The organism is Rheinheimera sp., from assembly GCF_030690345.1.
In the GTDB taxonomy this organism is placed as follows: Bacteria; Pseudomonadota; Gammaproteobacteria; order Enterobacterales; family Alteromonadaceae; genus Alishewanella.
Window position 1 is genome coordinate 684,756 of sequence record NZ_JAUYGV010000006.1, and the last position, 14,781, is coordinate 699,536.

Annotated in this window: 14 protein-coding genes; 8 read left to right on the forward strand and 6 right to left on the reverse strand. The window is 50.8% G+C overall.

What is annotated here, in order from left to right; all coding sequences use genetic code 11:
• The first annotated feature begins 1 nt into the window (after position 1).
• The 4 genes from Q8O77_RS07705 (at position 2) to Q8O77_RS07720 (ending at position 5,646) form a co-directional block, all read left to right on the forward strand.
• The gene (locus tag Q8O77_RS07705) at positions 2-634 is read left to right on the forward strand and encodes a tetratricopeptide repeat protein (RefSeq protein WP_305552273.1); all 633 of its coding nucleotides are present in this window, start codon (positions 2-4) and stop codon (positions 632-634) included.
• A gap of 12 nt (positions 635-646) precedes the next feature.
• Complete coding sequence (bamB, locus tag Q8O77_RS07710) at positions 647-1,828, forward strand: outer membrane protein assembly factor BamB (RefSeq protein WP_305552274.1); 1,182 nt, start codon at positions 647-649, stop codon at positions 1,826-1,828.
• A gap of 72 nt (positions 1,829-1,900) precedes the next feature.
• Complete coding sequence (gene der, locus Q8O77_RS07715; RefSeq protein ID WP_305552275.1) at positions 1,901-3,379, forward strand: ribosome biogenesis GTPase Der; 1,479 nt, start codon at positions 1,901-1,903, stop codon at positions 3,377-3,379.
• Between the two features lie 11 nt (positions 3,380-3,390).
• Positions 3,391-5,646 (forward strand): arginine/lysine/ornithine decarboxylase, encoded by a 2,256-nt coding sequence (locus Q8O77_RS07720; RefSeq protein WP_305552276.1) that lies wholly within the window; start codon positions 3,391-3,393, stop codon positions 5,644-5,646.
• 112 nt (positions 5,647-5,758) lie between these two features.
• Here the strand turns inward: Q8O77_RS07720 and Q8O77_RS07725 are convergent, their stop codons facing one another.
• Complete coding sequence (locus Q8O77_RS07725) at positions 5,759-6,547, reverse strand: ferredoxin--NADP reductase (protein WP_305552277.1); 789 nt, start codon at positions 6,545-6,547, stop codon at positions 5,759-5,761.
• A gap of 99 nt (positions 6,548-6,646) precedes the next feature.
• Positions 6,647-7,216 carry a gamma-glutamylcyclotransferase gene (locus Q8O77_RS07730; RefSeq protein WP_305552278.1) on the reverse strand — a complete coding sequence of 190 codons (570 nt, stop codon included), beginning with the start codon at positions 7,214-7,216 and terminating at the stop codon, positions 6,647-6,649.
• A 247-nt stretch (positions 7,217-7,463) separates the two neighbouring features.
• On the opposite strand from Q8O77_RS07730, the gene Q8O77_RS07735 reads away from it, so the two are divergent.
• On the forward strand, positions 7,464-7,793 hold the full coding sequence (locus Q8O77_RS07735) for a hypothetical protein (protein ID WP_305552279.1): 330 nt from the start codon (positions 7,464-7,466) through the stop codon (positions 7,791-7,793).
• Positions 7,794-8,038: 245 nt separating this feature from the next.
• Here Q8O77_RS07735 and Q8O77_RS07740 read toward each other — a convergent pair whose 3' ends face one another.
• From Q8O77_RS07740 to xseA, 4 genes are all read right to left on the reverse strand, one after another.
• Positions 8,039-8,380, reverse strand: coding sequence for a type II toxin-antitoxin system ChpB family toxin (locus tag Q8O77_RS07740; RefSeq protein ID WP_305552280.1), 342 nt, complete (start codon positions 8,378-8,380; stop codon positions 8,039-8,041).
• A complete protein-coding gene (locus Q8O77_RS07745) occupies positions 8,380-8,631 on the reverse strand; it encodes an AbrB/MazE/SpoVT family DNA-binding domain-containing protein (RefSeq protein WP_305552281.1) in 252 nt (83 codons plus the stop codon). Before Q8O77_RS07745 ends, Q8O77_RS07740 begins: the two co-directional genes overlap by 1 nt.
• Positions 8,632-8,716: 85 nt before the next feature.
• Positions 8,717-9,544: a MipA/OmpV family protein gene (locus tag Q8O77_RS07750; RefSeq protein ID WP_305552282.1), complete on the reverse strand. Its 828-nt coding sequence runs from the start codon at positions 9,542-9,544 to the stop codon at positions 8,717-8,719.
• Between the two features lie 104 nt (positions 9,545-9,648).
• Positions 9,649-10,989, reverse strand: a complete 1,341-nt coding sequence (xseA, locus tag Q8O77_RS07755; protein WP_305552283.1) for an exodeoxyribonuclease VII large subunit — start codon at positions 10,987-10,989, stop codon at positions 9,649-9,651.
• 140 nt (positions 10,990-11,129) lie between these two features.
• Here xseA and guaB point away from each other — a divergent pair, with 140 nt between their 5' ends.
• The 3 genes from guaB to Q8O77_RS07770 all read left to right on the forward strand — a co-directional run bounded on the left by guaB (position 11,130) and on the right by Q8O77_RS07770 (position 14,773).
• Complete coding sequence (gene guaB / locus Q8O77_RS07760; protein WP_305552284.1) at positions 11,130-12,599, forward strand: IMP dehydrogenase; 1,470 nt, start codon at positions 11,130-11,132, stop codon at positions 12,597-12,599.
• Positions 12,600-12,657: 58 nt separating this feature from the next.
• The gene (guaA, locus tag Q8O77_RS07765) at positions 12,658-14,235 is read left to right on the forward strand and encodes a glutamine-hydrolyzing GMP synthase (RefSeq protein ID WP_305552285.1); all 1,578 of its coding nucleotides are present in this window, start codon (positions 12,658-12,660) and stop codon (positions 14,233-14,235) included.
• Between the two features lie 88 nt (positions 14,236-14,323).
• Positions 14,324-14,773 (forward strand): SRPBCC domain-containing protein, encoded by a 450-nt coding sequence (locus Q8O77_RS07770; RefSeq protein ID WP_305552286.1) that lies wholly within the window; start codon positions 14,324-14,326, stop codon positions 14,771-14,773.
• Positions 14,774-14,781: the final 8 nt, after the last annotated feature.

The window sequence follows — 14,781 nt, forward strand, 5'->3', positions numbered from 1 at the left end:
AGTGGAAATTTACAGCAGTGAAGAACAACAGGTAGAAGCCATTAAACGTTTCTGGCACGAGTACGGTAAAGCTATTCTGGCCGGTGTGGTGCTGGGTTTGGCGGCATTATATGGCTTTCGTTACTACCAGGCCGAGCAGCGCAACACCGCTGAGGCTGCATCAACCGAATTCAGCCGTTTAGTTGAGCAACGCGGCGCGGCCGGCAGTGAAGACTGGCTGGCGCAGGCGCAGGATTTTGTTGCCACCTCTGATGCCAACAATTACGCCGTTATGGCGGCTCTGCTGGCAGCCAAAGATGCTGTGACGCTGCAACAATACGACAAAGCTGCAGAACAACTGAGCTGGGTATTGGCTAACAGCAAACAACCGGCATTGCTGGCCGTAACGCAACTGCGTTTGGCGCGGTTACAGCAAGAGCAAGGCAACTTTGATGCTGCCTTAACCACGTTAGCGCAGCCGGTGCCGGATAGTTTTGTTGCTATTCAGGCTGAACTGAAAGGCGATATTTTAATGCAGGCCGACAAGTTGCCTGAAGCTAAAGCCGCTTATCAGCAGGCATTGGCTGCTGCCGGTCAGAATCAGCAGTTATTGAAAATTAAGCTGGATGAGCTGGCTCACGTCACTGCAGTATAAATAGAGGTAAGCGTGAAATTACAGTTAAAACAGGCTTTATTGTTTACTGCGGTGCTACTGGCGGGCTGTTCTTCGAAAGAACCTTTAGTACTGCCACCGGTGCAAAACAGCATAGACCCCGATGTGGTCTGGAGCAAAAGTATCGGCTCCGGCGTTGAACATTATGAGTCGCAGCTAACGCCGATTATTGTCAAAGATACGGTATACGCCGCCAGCCGTGAAGGCCTGGTCGCCGCGTTTGACCTTAACTCCGGTAAACGTAAATGGCAGTTTGATTTACGCAAACCGGCCGGCAGCTCATTTTGGCAAGGCATCAGTGATGTCTGGTCCGGTGATAACGCCCGTATTTCCGGTGGTATCAGTTTTGGCTACGACAAGCTGTATTTTGGCACCGAAAACGGCGACGTTGTGGCACTGTCGGCTGATGGCGAGCTGGTATGGCGGGTAATGGTGAAAGGCGAAGTGCTGGCAAGCCCTGCTGTGGGCGAAGGCCTGGTAGTAGTGGCAACCGGCGCCGGTACCTTAATTGCGTTACACCCGGACAGCGGCGAGCAGCGTTGGGAGTTCGAGAATGAGCAACCGGCGTTAACGCTGCGTGGTGTCAGTGAACCGGTTATTGAAGCCGGTGGCGTGATTTACGGCTCCGGTAGCGGCCATTTGGGCGTGCTGATTGCAGATCGTGGTTATCAGGCGTGGGAAGAGCCTATCGCTGTGCCGTCGGGCTCTACTGACTTATCCCGCCTGGTGGATGTCGATGCCAAACCTGTAGTACAGGGTGGCACCGTATACAGTATTGCCTATAACGGTTCGCTGATTGCCCAGGAGCTGCGTACCGGCCGGCAAATTTGGAAGCGCGATTACGCCAGTTTCCGTAATTTCGCTATAGCCGACAGCATTTTGTACGTGGTCGATTCTGAAGGCCGCATTTATGCACTGGACACTGCCAGTGGCACTGAGCGCTGGTCGCAATTTGGCCTGAACAAGCATTACCTGACCGGGCCTGCGGTATACAAAGACTACCTGGTTATTGGCGACAACAAAGGCAATTTGCATTGGGTTAACCGTGCAACCGGTGATTTTGTTGCCCGTCAGAGTATGGATGGTTCCGGTTTTTATACCGAAGCGGTAAGCAATGGCGCCTATGTGTTGGTGCAAAGCCGTAACGGTGAGCTAGTCTTATTACAAACGCCTTAAACCGGGCTTAGCGGTTGAAGTTTTTAAACAGGCCTGTACCGGGCCTGTTTTGTTATTTTTGAGGTTCACATAATGTTGCCTGTCGTTGCCCTGGTAGGGCGAGCCAATGTCGGTAAATCGACACTTTTTAACCGCTTAACCCGCACCCGTGATGCGTTGGTAGCGGACTTCCCCGGCCTGACGCGGGACCGTAAATACGGTTCGGTCAATTTTGAAGGGCTGGAATTTATTGTGGTAGATACCGGCGGTATCGACGGCAACGAGCAGGGCATTGAAGTGGAAATGGCTGAGCAATCGCTAAAAGCCATAGATGAAGCCGATGTAGTGTTGTTTATGGTCGACGCCAGAGTAGGCGCTACCGTAGGCGACGAAGCCATAGCGGCGCATATTCGCAAAGTAGAGAAAAAGGTGTTTGTTGTTGCCAACAAAACCGATGGTCTGGATGCCGATACCGCCATTGCCGACTTTTACAGTTTAGGTTTGGGTGAAGTGTATGCCATAGCCGCGGCCCATGGCCGTGGCGTGTCGGTGTTATTAAACCAGGCGTTGATCCCGCTGCTAAGCGAAGAGCAGCAAAAGCGGCTGGCCGGTGAGATTGACGAGGCCGATGGCCCGGCATTAGAAACCCTGACTGAAGAAGAAGCCGATGCCGAAGCGGCGCGGCTGCGTAGTGAACATATTAAACTGGCGATAGTCGGCCGGCCGAACGTGGGTAAGTCAACACTGACTAACCGCATCCTTGGTGAAGAGCGGGTGGTGGTGTTTGATATGCCGGGCACCACGCGCGATTCTGTTTATATTCCGATGCAGCGTAACGAGCGCGATTACACCCTTATCGACACCGCCGGTGTGCGCCGGCGCGGTAAAATCGATGATATGGTAGAGAAATTCTCAGTAGTAAAAACGCTGCAGGCGATTGAAGACGCCAACGTCGTCATTTTAGTTGTCGATGCGCGGTTGGGCATTTCCGATCAAGATTTAAGCATCCTTGGTTTTGTGCTGAACTCCGGCCGCTCGCTGGTTATAGCCGTAAACAAGTGGGATGGCTTAAACGACAGTATTAAAGATGAAGTAAAACGCGAGCTGGACCGCCGTTTAGGCTTTATTGACTTTGCCCGCTTGCATTTTATTTCGGCGTTGCACGGCTCCGGCGTGGGTAACTTATTTGAATCGGTGGAAGAAGCCTTTGATTCTGCTACCAAGCGCCACAGCACAGCGCTGTTAACCCGTATTATGAAAATGGCGCAGGAAGATCACCAGCCGCCGTTGGTGCATGGCCGTCGGGTAAAACTGAAATACGCCCATGCCGGTGGTTATAACCCGCCGCTGATTGTTATTCACGGTAACCAGGTGGATGATTTGCCGGATTCCTATAAACGTTATCTGATGAATTACTTCCGCAAAACGCTGCAAATGATGGGTACGCCGATTCGTATCGAATTCCGCGAAGGTGAAAACCCGTTTGCACCGAATAAAAAGAACACCGAAACGCCGCTGCAAAAGTACAAGCGTGAGCGCTTGATGAAAGCACGCAAAAAGATGGACCAATAAGGACCAAGCGCATGAATTTTCGTTTCCCGGTTATTGTTATCGATGAAGACTTCCGCTCGGAGAATATCTCCGGCTCCGGTATTCGCGACCTGGCCCAAGCTATCAGCAGCCATGGCTTTGAAGTAGTAGGCTACACCAGCTATGTCGATTTAAGTGCCTTTGCCCAGCAGGCCAGCCGCGCTTCCTGCTTTATTTTGTCGATAGACGATGAAGAGTTTGGTAACGGTAGTGCGGAAGAGGTGGCCAAAGCCCTGGCTGAATTGCGTACTTTTATCAAAGAAGTACGCAAGCGCAACGCCGACATTCCGATTTTCCTCTATGGTGAAACCCGCACTACGCGGCATGTACCGAACGACGTACTGCGTGAGTTGCACGGCTTTATTCATATGTTTGAAGACACGCCGGAGTTTGTTGCCAAGCATATTATCCGCGAAGCGAAAAAGTACCTCGATGCGTTAGCGCCACCGTTTTTTAATGCCTTGATGGATTACGCCTCTGACGGTTCGTACTCCTGGCACTGCCCGGGCCACTCCGGTGGCGTGGCGTTTTTAAAAAGCCCGGTCGGCCAGATGTTTCACCAGTTCTTTGGTGAAAACATGCTGCGCGCTGACGTCTGTAACGCAGTAGATGAATTAGGCCAGCTGCTGGATCACACCGGCCCGGTAGCCGAAAGCGAAGCCAACGCGGCGCGTATTTTCAGCTGTGACCATTTGTTTTTTGTCACTAACGGCACTTCTACGTCCAACAAAATGGTCTGGCACTCAGTGGTGGCACCGGGTGATATAGTAGTGGTAGACCGTAACTGCCATAAATCGATACTGCACTCGATTATTATGACCGGCGCTATCCCGGTGTTTTTAATGCCGACGCGTAACCATTACGGCATTATCGGCCCTATTCCGAAAAGCGAGTTTTCGCCTGAAGCCATTGCGAAGAAGATAGAAGCTAACCCGTTTGCCCGCAATGCCAGGAACAAAAAGCCACGCATTTTAACCATTACACAAAGTACCTACGACGGTATCTTGTATAACGTGGAAGAAATTAAGCAAGAGCTGGGGTCTACCATCGACACGCTGCATTTTGATGAAGCCTGGTTGCCGCACGCCAGCTTCCATGATTTTTACAAAAATATGCATGCCATTGGTAAAGACCGGCCGCGCTCAGAAGACACCCTGGTATTTGCCACCCAGTCTACGCATAAGCTATTGGCCGGTTTGTCACAAGCGTCGCAAATTCTGGTGCAAAACGCGCAGAACCGTAACCTGGATACGCACCGTTTTAACGAGTCGTACCTGATGCACAGCTCTACCAGCCCGCAATATGCCATTATTGCCAGCTGCGACGTAGCCGCGGCGATGATGGAAGCGCCTGGTGGCACGGCGTTGGTAGAAGAAAGCTTAATGGAAGCCATCGATTTTCGCCGTGCGATGCGCAAGGTGGATGAAGAATTTGGTGATGACGACTGGTGGTTCCGTGTTTGGGGCCCGGACGAGTTACCCGAAGAAGGCCTGGGCACACGCGATAACTGGACTTTGCACGCTAAAGACAGCTGGCATGGTTTTGGTGCGATAGAGTCGGGCTTTAATATCCTCGACCCGATTAAAGCCACCATTATTACCCCGGGTTTAAACCTGCACGGCCAGTTTGACGACCAGGGTATACCAGCGGCTATCGTTAGCAAGTACCTGGCCGAGCACGGTATTATTATCGAGAAAACCGGCCTGTATTCGTTCTTTATTATGTTTACCATCGGCATTACCAAAGGCCGCTGGAACTCTATGGTTACCGAGTTGCAGCAGTTTAAAGACGACTACGATCAAAACCAGCCAATGTGGCGCATTATGCCGGAATTCGCCAAAAAGCATCCGCGCTATGAAAAAGTCGGCCTGCGTGATTTATGTCAGCAGATTCACAATATGTACCGCAAGTTTGACGTGGCCAAAGTTACCACTGAAATGTACTTATCCACTATTGAAACTGCGATGACGCCGGCTGATGCCTGGGCCAGAATGGCACACCGCGATATTGAACGGGTATCGATTGACGAGATTGAAGGCCGCGTCACCGCCATGCTGGTAACGCCGTATCCGCCTGGCATACCGCTGATGGTACCAGGCGAGCGCTTTAATAAAATTATTATCAGTTACCTGCAATTTACCCGCGCTTTTAACGGTGCTTTCCCGGGCTTTGAAACCGACGTACACGGTTTAGTGCGCGAAATGGTAGACGGCGAGTTGAAGTACTTTATTGACGTCGTTAAAGAGTAGTGCTTAGTGGTGAGTTTTTAGTGTTGAGTTTTTAAGGCTTAGTGCTGGCAACTAAGCTCAGCGTCTGCAAGACCGGGATGGTGTTATGCCTTCCCGGTTTTTTTATGCTTAATTACTTTTCGATAAAGGCTTGTTCAATCACGTAATGGCCCATAGTGCGTGAATTGGCTTTTGCAAAGCCGCGCTGCTCCAGCATGCCCATCAGCTGCTGCAACATGGCATCGTTGCCGCATAACATAAATCTGTCGTGCTGCGGGTTAAGTGCCGGCATGCCGGTATCTGCAAGTAACTTACCACTGTCCAACAGATCGGTAATACGCCCCTGGTGTGGCACGCCGTTTCTGACATAGTCTTCCCGTGTCACTGTGGGGTAATAAATCAGCTTGTCGCGAACTTCCTCACCAAAGTAAGGGTTGTTAGGTAATACCTGTTCAATTTCATGCTGGTATGCCAGTTCCGAGCGCCAGCGCGTGCCATGCACCAGGATAATTTTCTCAAAACTCTCATAAATAAACGGGTCGCGTATTATGCTCATAAAAGGCGCAAGCCCGGTGCCGGTGCTTAATAAATACAAATGTTTACCGGGAATAAGGTAACCGGGTACCAGGGTTCCCGCAGGCCGTACCGTTAGCATAATTTGGTCGCCGGCTTTGATATTCTGTAGCCTTGATGTCAGCGCGCCGTCCGGCACCTTGATGCTGAAGAACTCAAGCTCTTCATCATAATGCGGGCTGGCAATACTGTAGGCGCGCATTAAAGGCCGGCCAGCAACCTCCAGCCCAAGCATGACAAACTGACCGCTTTCAAAGCGAAAAGACGCCTCCCGCGTAGTTTTAAAGCTAAACAGCGTGTCATTCCAGTGATGAACATCGGTGACAATGGCATTGACAATATTACGCATCACAGTCCTTACTTAATGGCCTGAGCGCAATTATGCCATAGTGCATTAGGTGATAATAGTTATCATTTGCGTAAATAATACTTGCTGCCGCCAATGCTGTTAAAGCGACAGCGCTAACAACTGCCGCTCTATAGCAAATACATGCTCGTCATGCTCATTCATAGCACGCAGTGCCTGCGCCAGTTTCAGCACGTATTCACTATTTGGGCCGCTGGGGCCACGGCTGCAGGCAATATGGGCAGCAATTTCAACATCACTGGCAGGGCCTAAATAAGCCTCGTTATCGGCACTGGCTAAATACACCACGCCTTCTGTTTCACCGGGTTCATGCAACCAATGCAGGGGCGTAAATACACGCAGGTAACCGTTTTTCTCACGATGGTCTAAATGCTCAAAGGTATCCGGTGTCACCTGATACGCCATACCAACACAGCGCGCACCGGCTGCTGCAACCAGGGTTAACACCCGGCCTGGTGCCTCCGGCGTACCACGATGATCATGCGAGCCCTGCCAAAACCGGCGCTGCCAGCCATAAATGCAGGCGGGTTTAGCGTCCAGATAGGCAAAGTCGGTTTTATAAATCAGCGAGCCATAGCCAAACAACCACACTGAATCCAGGTGGTGCAACGGCTGGCGCTGTTGATTCAGGGAAATGGTGTTGTGCGACATAACACTCAGCTTAGCCAAAAACAGCATTGTATTTTTATGCAGCGACCAGTGAAAGTCTTTATTAGACGAGGATTTCCGTATTTGTCGATATGACTAAATTTAGATGTACCTGTAAGCCCTTGTAAATAATCCAGAACCGCTGTAATGTCATAAACACTAAGTTTACAAAGACGGAAAAGCCCGTGTTTAAATACGGATTTTTCGGCCTGATAAGCGTTATGCTTAATCAGTCTTCAAGGAAGGACTTATGAAAAGGTTTATTTTCGTTTCTCTGCTGCTAATAATTTCTGGATGTACGACCACATTACCCAACAATCAGAGTTATGGGTTGGAAATGGTTTCAATCGGTGAAAAAGGCGAAACACGACATATAAAATATAACAGGACTACCGGGGAAGCTTGGTGGGCGAGCGATACTGCATGGACAAAAATAACAGATCAAGAAACCCTTCCTGAATCTAATTATCTGATCCGTATAATCTCAACAGGAGCTAGTTGGCGAGCTCTAAGAATAGATACAAAATCAGGGAAAACATGGAAAAACAGCAAAGGGAAATGGGTTCCTTTCAAAGAATGAACAACGCAAAACATAACAATTGTAGACATCGTGACTCGCTAACGCTCGCGCATGCTAAAGACATTATGTGATGAGAAATACTTCACCATCCACAATATTGCCGCGAGTCAAATCGTCTTTCGCGGTGTTAAAACAGTGTTTGAGGTACGCTGTTTTAAACGCTTCTGGCTGCGCATCTTGTGGTAACTCATCGAAGTTTAAGCTGGTTTCGAAAAAAGGTCGGCGTAGATAATTAATCATATCGTTCACTCGATAATAGCGTGCATCACTGCCAGTACTTCATTGACGATGCTTTTTGGTGCGGTTTCCACTTTTTTGGCTTGCCTTGCCACCAAATCTGCCATTCTGATGCCGTTTACCAGCACAACACCCTGAGTTGCTGTACCGCTGCCCATTAATGGCACGGCAAAGCCGCGTATGCGGGCAAAATCTGCGCCTTGGGAAATAGGTGCTATTAATGTCATGCCCAACTGATTAAAAGCTTTTTGCGTTAAGACTAAACAGGGGCGGTAATCGCCTTGTATCTCTTTGCCCGCCGTGGGATTAAGGTTCACCCGAACAATATCGCCACGCTCGAATACTGCCATTACCACTCGTTTCCAACCGGTGCTACAGCTTCCCACTCAATAAGCTCTTCCGGCATAGCAGCGTCTTGATCACATTTGGCGATAAGCTCAGCCAGCGAGTATTTCGTTTTTGCTTTGGGGGCAATAACTAAGCGGCCGTTTTCAGCCACTACGTCGGCTTTGTCATCAATATCCAGCCCCAACTGTTTAAGCAGTGGTGCTGGTATCACCACACCCTTTGAGTTACCAATTTTACGGATAATAATTTCCATACCAAAGCCCTTTGTACTAACAATGTTATTACTTTAGCAGGCCGTGCTATGACGTCAATAATTTTTATCACTCAATCAGGTCGGGCTAGAAGATATAAATAAACCCAATGCCTACTTCGGCTTCATAGTTGCTGCGGGCGATGGGGCTATTGCGCACTTCGCTACTGAAATGCTCATATAGTGCCTCGGCGAAAATTTGCCAGTTGTCGTTGATATTATGCCGGTAGTTGTAATCAAGCCCGATGGAGCGTAAGCCGCTACTTAATCTGGTTTCGTCTAAGCCCGATGCCAGCGACTGCTGTGCAGTGATGCCGAAACCTGTATTGGCATATTTACTGTCGTGAAACACCGCCACCAGATTAATTTCAGATCCGGAACCGTCGGTTTTATCGCCGAAGCGCCGGCCGACGCCAAACAAGCCAAGGTTGCCGTTGTCTCCGCTCACCAGCCGGCTTACCAACCAATAACGCCAGTCGGTGTTAAACGCCCGCCGTGCCTGCAGCACTACTTCAAAACCCTCTTCGGTGTCACCCAGCCCGTCCAGACGACCATCGTCAGAGTCGCTTTCTTCGCGGCCCTCATCAAAGCCTAATAAGGCTTCGAGTAACCAGGTGTCAGAGCGCAGGCCGCGCCAGCCCAATGCTTCACCGGCAAAGTAGAAAATGTCATTGCCGCGGCGCCATTGCACCGCGCCTGCTGGCTGTATTTCGACACCAAATTCGTCCGACCCTTCATAGGCCGTTTCATATTCAACACCCGCGCCCAGCGCGAACGCCCAGCCATCATTACCTCTGGTAAAGTCGTCTACGGAGGGCAAAGGTACCAGCGCTACTTTATCGTCTTGCGCTAATGCGGTTTGAGGGAAAAAACCAAGTATTAAAATGGCCAACAGTAAACCGGTAAAGTTTTTCATATAAAGCTTCCTGTAAGAGTCCGGATAGCAGGCACCCGGGAGTATGTTCTTCAGTTGGGCTTTACGTGTACCCTTGGTCAATAGATCTTATCGGCGCACTTTTATTACTTAAGTTCATGCAGCTTTGTCACTTGCGCATCAAAACCGCCTTCGGCCAGTTTAATGGCTACCTTATCCCCGGCTTTTAGCTGGCTGCTGGAGGTGACCACCTGCTGTTTTTCATCAAAGGTAATACTGTAGCCGCGGGCCAGTGTTGCCAGCGGGCTTACGGTATTTAGCTGGCTGCTTAACTGCGCCAGTTGCTGTTTGCTTTGCTTTAACTGCAACTGTTGGGCATTTATAAGCCGGCGCTCCAGCTGAGTAATATGCTGCGTATGCGCCAATAAGGTTTTAGCCGGCGATAGCTGGCGCAGGCTTTTATCTAAGTACTGCTGCTGTTGCTGTGCAGCCTGCACAGTCCGTTTGGCGCTGGAGCTTAAGCGCAGTTGCAGCTCGTCGAGGCGTTGTTGCTGTTGCTGCAAACGGCGTTTCGGGTGCAAGGCTAGCAGGCGCTGGCTTAAATTTAACAGCTTAGGCGCGACCTGTTGCATGCGGCTGCGCTGTGCTTGTAGCAGGCGGTTTTTTAGCTGCAGTATGCGATCTAATACATGCGACTGATCCGGTGAGACTAATTCTGCTGCCGCCGAAGGTGTTGCCGCGCGCATATCGGCAACAAAGTCGGTGAGGGCAAAGTCGATTTCATGGCCTACGGCGCTGACAATCGGAATAGGGCAGGCGGCGACGGCACGGCATAAGGCTTCATCGTTAAAACACCATAAGTCTTCTAATGAGCCACCGCCACGGCCGATAATTAATGCATCTACTTCATTGCGCCGAATCGCTGTGCTTAGCATATTCCTCAGTTGTGCCGCGGCAGTTTCGCCCTGCACCTGGGATGGGTACATAATAACTTCAATACCCGGCGCGCGGCGGTTTAGCACGGTAACAATATCGCGCACAGCAGCGCCGGTGGGCGAGGTAATCACGCCAACACGCTGCACCCGGGTGGGCAGGGCTTTTTTCCGTGCCGGGTCAAATAAGCCTTCGGCCTGTAATTGTGCTTTTAGCTGTTCAAATTGCTGTTTTAATAAACCGGCACCGGCAGTTTCAATAAATTCGGCTAACAGCTGATATTCGCCGCGTGGCTCATACACGCTGATGCGGGCGCGAATAAGCACCTGCTGGCCATTTTGCGGCCTAAAGCTGCTGTTGCGGTTGGCCATTTTAAACATGGCGCATTTTACCTGGGCGGCGCTGTCTTTTAACGAAAAGTACCAGTGGCCACTGGCGGCCGCGACAAAGTTAGACACTTCGCCCTGCAGCCACAGCGTTTGAAACTGCAGCTCCAGCGTAAGGCGTACTTCACTGTTTAACCGGGAAACGCTATAGATATCGGGGTTTTGCATAAAAAACGTACCAGCAGCTGGCCTGACAACGAAAACGCTAGAGTAACATAAAACAAAAAAAGCTTTGTGATACGCACGCAAAACCGTTAAAATTGCGCCGCAACATTCCCTATCTTTTCAGCCACAGCGAGATTGTTGCAATGCTCAGGATCAAACAAGAAGCCCTTACCTTTGACGACGTGTTATTGGTACCGGCGCACTCCAGTGTTCTACCTCATACAGCCGATTTACGCACCCGACTGACTAAAAGCATCACGCTGAATATTCCTATGGTTTCTGCGTCTATGGACACAGTAACTGAAGCCCGCTTAGCCATAGCGCTGGCACAGGAAGGTGGCTTAGGTTTTATTCATAAAAACATGACCATTGAAGAGCAGGCCGCGAACGTTCGTAAAGTTAAAAAATACGAAAGCGGTGTGGTGTCAGACCCGGTAACGGTAACGCCGGATATGAGTATCCGCGAAGTGCAGGCGTTAGCCCAGCAGTGTGGCTTCTCCGGTTTCCCGGTGGTAGATGCCAGCAATAATCTGGTGGGTATGCTGACCAGCCGCGATATGAGCTTTGAAGCTAACAATAACGAAATCGTTTCCAGCCTGATGACGCCACGCGAGCGTTTAGTCACCGTGCTGGAAACGGCGCCACGTGAAGAAGCCTTTAAAAAGATGCACCAGCACCGGATTGAAAAAGTGTTGGTGGTCGACAACGACTTTAAATTAAAAGGTTTAATTACCGTACGCGATTATTACAAAGCCGCGAGTAAGCCTAACGCCTGTAAAGACGAGTTAGGTCGCTTGCGCGTAGGTGCCGCAGTAGGCGTGGGCCCGGGCACCGACGAGCGCATTGCTGCGCTGGTAGAAGCCGGCGTCGATGTTCTGCTGATCGATACCTCACATGGCCACTCGCAAGGTGTTATTGACCGCGTTAAGCAAACCCGTGCCCAGTACCCGGAGTTACAAATTGTTGCCGGTAATGTCGCTACTGCAGCTGGCGCCAAAGCTCTGGCGGAAGCCGGTGCCAACGCGGTGAAAGTGGGCATAGGCCCTGGCTCTATTTGTACCACCCGTATTGTTACCGGTTGTGGTGTACCGCAAATTACCGCGATCTCTGAAGCGGCGATGGGCGTGGCCGGCACGGATGTCACCATTATTGCCGATGGCGGTATCCGTTTCTCCGGTGACATTGCCAAAGCCTTAGTAGCCGGTGCCAACCTGGTGATGGTCGGTTCTATGTTTGCCGGTACCGAAGAAGCACCGGGTGATGTTGAGCTGTACCAGGGCCGCTACTATAAATCTTATCGTGGTATGGGTTCACTGGGCGCTATGGCACAGCGTAACGGCTCGTCCGACCGTTATTTCCAGGGCAGCAATAATGCCGAAAAACTGGTACCGGAAGGCATTGAAGGCCGTGTAGCCTACAAAGGCCCGATGGAAAACATTATTCACCAGCAAATGGGCGGCCTGCGTAGCGCCATGGGCTTAACCGGTTGCCCAACCATTGACGAGCTGCGCACCAAGCCGGAGTTTGTCCGGGTAACTTCTGCTGGTATGGGCGAGTCGCACGTACATGATGTGCAAATCACCAAAGAAGCGCCAAACTACCGCTTAGGCTAAACTGTTTTCTGTTAATGCGGCTGGGTGATACCGGCCGCTGTACTTTCTAAAGGTCGCTATGAACAAAAACATTCATCACCACCGCATCTTAATTCTCGATTTTGGTTCGCAATATACCCAGCTGATTGCCCGCCGTGTGCGCGAAATTGGCGTCTACTGTGAGCTGTGGGCCTGGGACGTTACCGAAGCGCAAATTCGTGACTTTAACCCCACTGGTATTATTTTATCCGGCGGCCCGGAAAGCGTACATGAAGCCAACTCACCACGGGCGCCACAATATGTGTTTGAAGCCGGTGTACCGGTGCTGGGCATTTGCTACGGCATGCAAACCATGGCCGAGCAACTGGGCGGCAAGGTGCAGGGCTCGGATATGCGCGAGTTTGGTTATGCTCAGGTAGAAGTGGTAGCAGCTAACGATTTATTCGCCAAAATTGAAGACCATGTCGGCAGCAGCGGCAATGCGTTGTTAGATGTGTGGATGAGCCACGGCGATAAAGTAGTACAGGTGCCGGAAGGCTTTATTACCTGCGCCAGCACCACCACTTGCCCGCATGCCGGTATGGTAGATGAAACACGCCAGTTCTACGGCGTGCAGTTCCACCCGGAAGTCACCCACACCCGCCAGGGCCAGCGTATGCTGGAACACTTCGTGGTGGATATCTGTGGTTGCGACAAACTGTGGACACCGGCGACGATTATTGAAGATGCCATTATCCGCTTAAAGCAACAGATTGGTGATGATCAGGTTATTTTAGGCTTATCCGGCGGTGTTGACAGCTCGGTCGTGGCGATGCTGCTGCACCGTGCTATTGGCAAAAACCTGACCTGCGTATTTGTAGATAACGGCCTGCTGCGCTTAAACGAAGGCAAGCAGGTAATGGATATGTTTGGTGACCATTTCGGCCTGAACATTATCAAGGTTGAAGCCGAGCAGCGCTTCCTTGACGCCTTAGCCGGTGAAAACGAGCCGGAAGCCAAACGTAAAATTATCGGTCGCGTGTTTGTTGAAGTGTTCGACGAACAAGCGCAAAAGCTGGAAAACGCCAAGTGGCTGGCGCAGGGTACAATTTACCCGGACGTGATTGAGTCAGCCGGCTCGGCAACCGGTAAAGCACACGTGATTAAATCGCACCATAACGTGGGTGGCTTGCCGGCACATATGAAGATGGGCCTGGTAGAGCCACTGCGCGAGCTGTTTAAAGACGAAGTGCGTAAAGTGGGTTTAGAGCTGGGCCTGCCATACGACATGCTGTACCGTCACCCGTTCCCGGGCCCGGGTTTAGGGGTGCGCGTACTGGGCGAAATCAAAAAAGAGTACTGCGACATTCTGCGCCGCGCCGATGCGATCTTTATCGAAGAGCTGCACAAAGCTGAGCTGTATCATAAAGTAAGCCAGGCCTTTGCCGTCTTCCTGCCGGTAAAATCGGTAGGTGTAATGGGCGATGCGCGTAAGTACGACTGGGTAGTATCACTGCGTGCAGTAGAAACTATCGACTTTATGACCGCACACTGGGCACACCTGCCTTATGAGCTGCTGGGTAAGGTATCTAACCGTATTATCAATGAGATCAACGGCATATCCCGCGTGGTATACGATATCAGCGGTAAACCACCAGCGACGATTGAGTGGGAATAACCCCGTCCAGCTAAATAAAAAAGGCCAGCGCAATGCTGGCCTTTTTGCTATGTTAATCAGCAATAATATAGCGGTCCGGGGATTGTATATGCGTAATGTAAAACAACTTCACTTTAGTATTGTGATTAATGCGCCGGTGCAAACGGTGTGGCAGCGGATGTTGTCTGACGTTGGTTACCGTAACTGGACCTCGGCTTTTTGCGAAGGCTCGTATTTTAAAGGCAGCTGGCAGCAGGGCGAGACGATACGGTTTTTATCGCCGTCCGGCGATGGCATGGTGGCAACCATTGCTGAACACAAACCGCTGGAGCTTATCTCGATTAAACATCTGGGCTTTATTGTCGCCGGTAAAGATGATTTTAGCAGCGATAATGTTACCAGCTGGGCGCCGGCATTTGAAAATTACCGTTTTGCCAGCGTAGCCGGTGGCACTGAAGTCAGTATTGAGCAGGATATAGCGCCTGAGTATGAGCAATATATGCAGGACACCTGGCCCAAAGCACTGCAAAAACTCAAGCTGTTATCTGAGCAAGCCTGAGTCTGCTG

What these genes read in the sequence shown, in the direction of transcription:
- Q8O77_RS07730 (WP_305552278.1), bottom strand. Translation starts at nt 7,216, where the DNA reads ATGTCGCACAACACCATTTCCCTGAATCAACAGCGCCAGCCGTTGCAC.
- Q8O77_RS07740 (WP_305552280.1), bottom strand. Translation starts at nt 8,380, where the DNA reads ATGGCAGTATTCGAGCGTGGCGATATTGTTCGGGTGAACCTTAATCCC.
- Q8O77_RS07725 (WP_305552277.1), bottom strand. Translation starts at nt 6,547, where the DNA reads ATGCGTAATATTGTCAATGCCATTGTCACCGATGTTCATCACTGGAAT.
- Q8O77_RS07750 (WP_305552282.1), bottom strand. Translation starts at nt 9,544, where the DNA reads ATGAAAAACTTTACCGGTTTACTGTTGGCCATTTTAATACTTGGTTTT.
- guaB (WP_305552284.1), top strand. Translation starts at nt 11,130, where the DNA reads ATGCTCAGGATCAAACAAGAAGCCCTTACCTTTGACGACGTGTTATTG.
- Q8O77_RS07770 (WP_305552286.1), top strand. Translation starts at nt 14,324, where the DNA reads ATGCGTAATGTAAAACAACTTCACTTTAGTATTGTGATTAATGCGCCG.
- Q8O77_RS07745 (WP_305552281.1), bottom strand. Translation starts at nt 8,631, where the DNA reads ATGGAAATTATTATCCGTAAAATTGGTAACTCAAAGGGTGTGGTGATA.
- Q8O77_RS07720 (WP_305552276.1), top strand. Translation starts at nt 3,391, where the DNA reads ATGAATTTTCGTTTCCCGGTTATTGTTATCGATGAAGACTTCCGCTCG.
- guaA (WP_305552285.1), top strand. Translation starts at nt 12,658, where the DNA reads ATGAACAAAAACATTCATCACCACCGCATCTTAATTCTCGATTTTGGT.
- xseA (WP_305552283.1), bottom strand. Translation starts at nt 10,989, where the DNA reads ATGCAAAACCCCGATATCTATAGCGTTTCCCGGTTAAACAGTGAAGTA.
- Q8O77_RS07735 (WP_305552279.1), top strand. Translation starts at nt 7,464, where the DNA reads ATGAAAAGGTTTATTTTCGTTTCTCTGCTGCTAATAATTTCTGGATGT.
- der (WP_305552275.1), top strand. Translation starts at nt 1,901, where the DNA reads ATGTTGCCTGTCGTTGCCCTGGTAGGGCGAGCCAATGTCGGTAAATCG.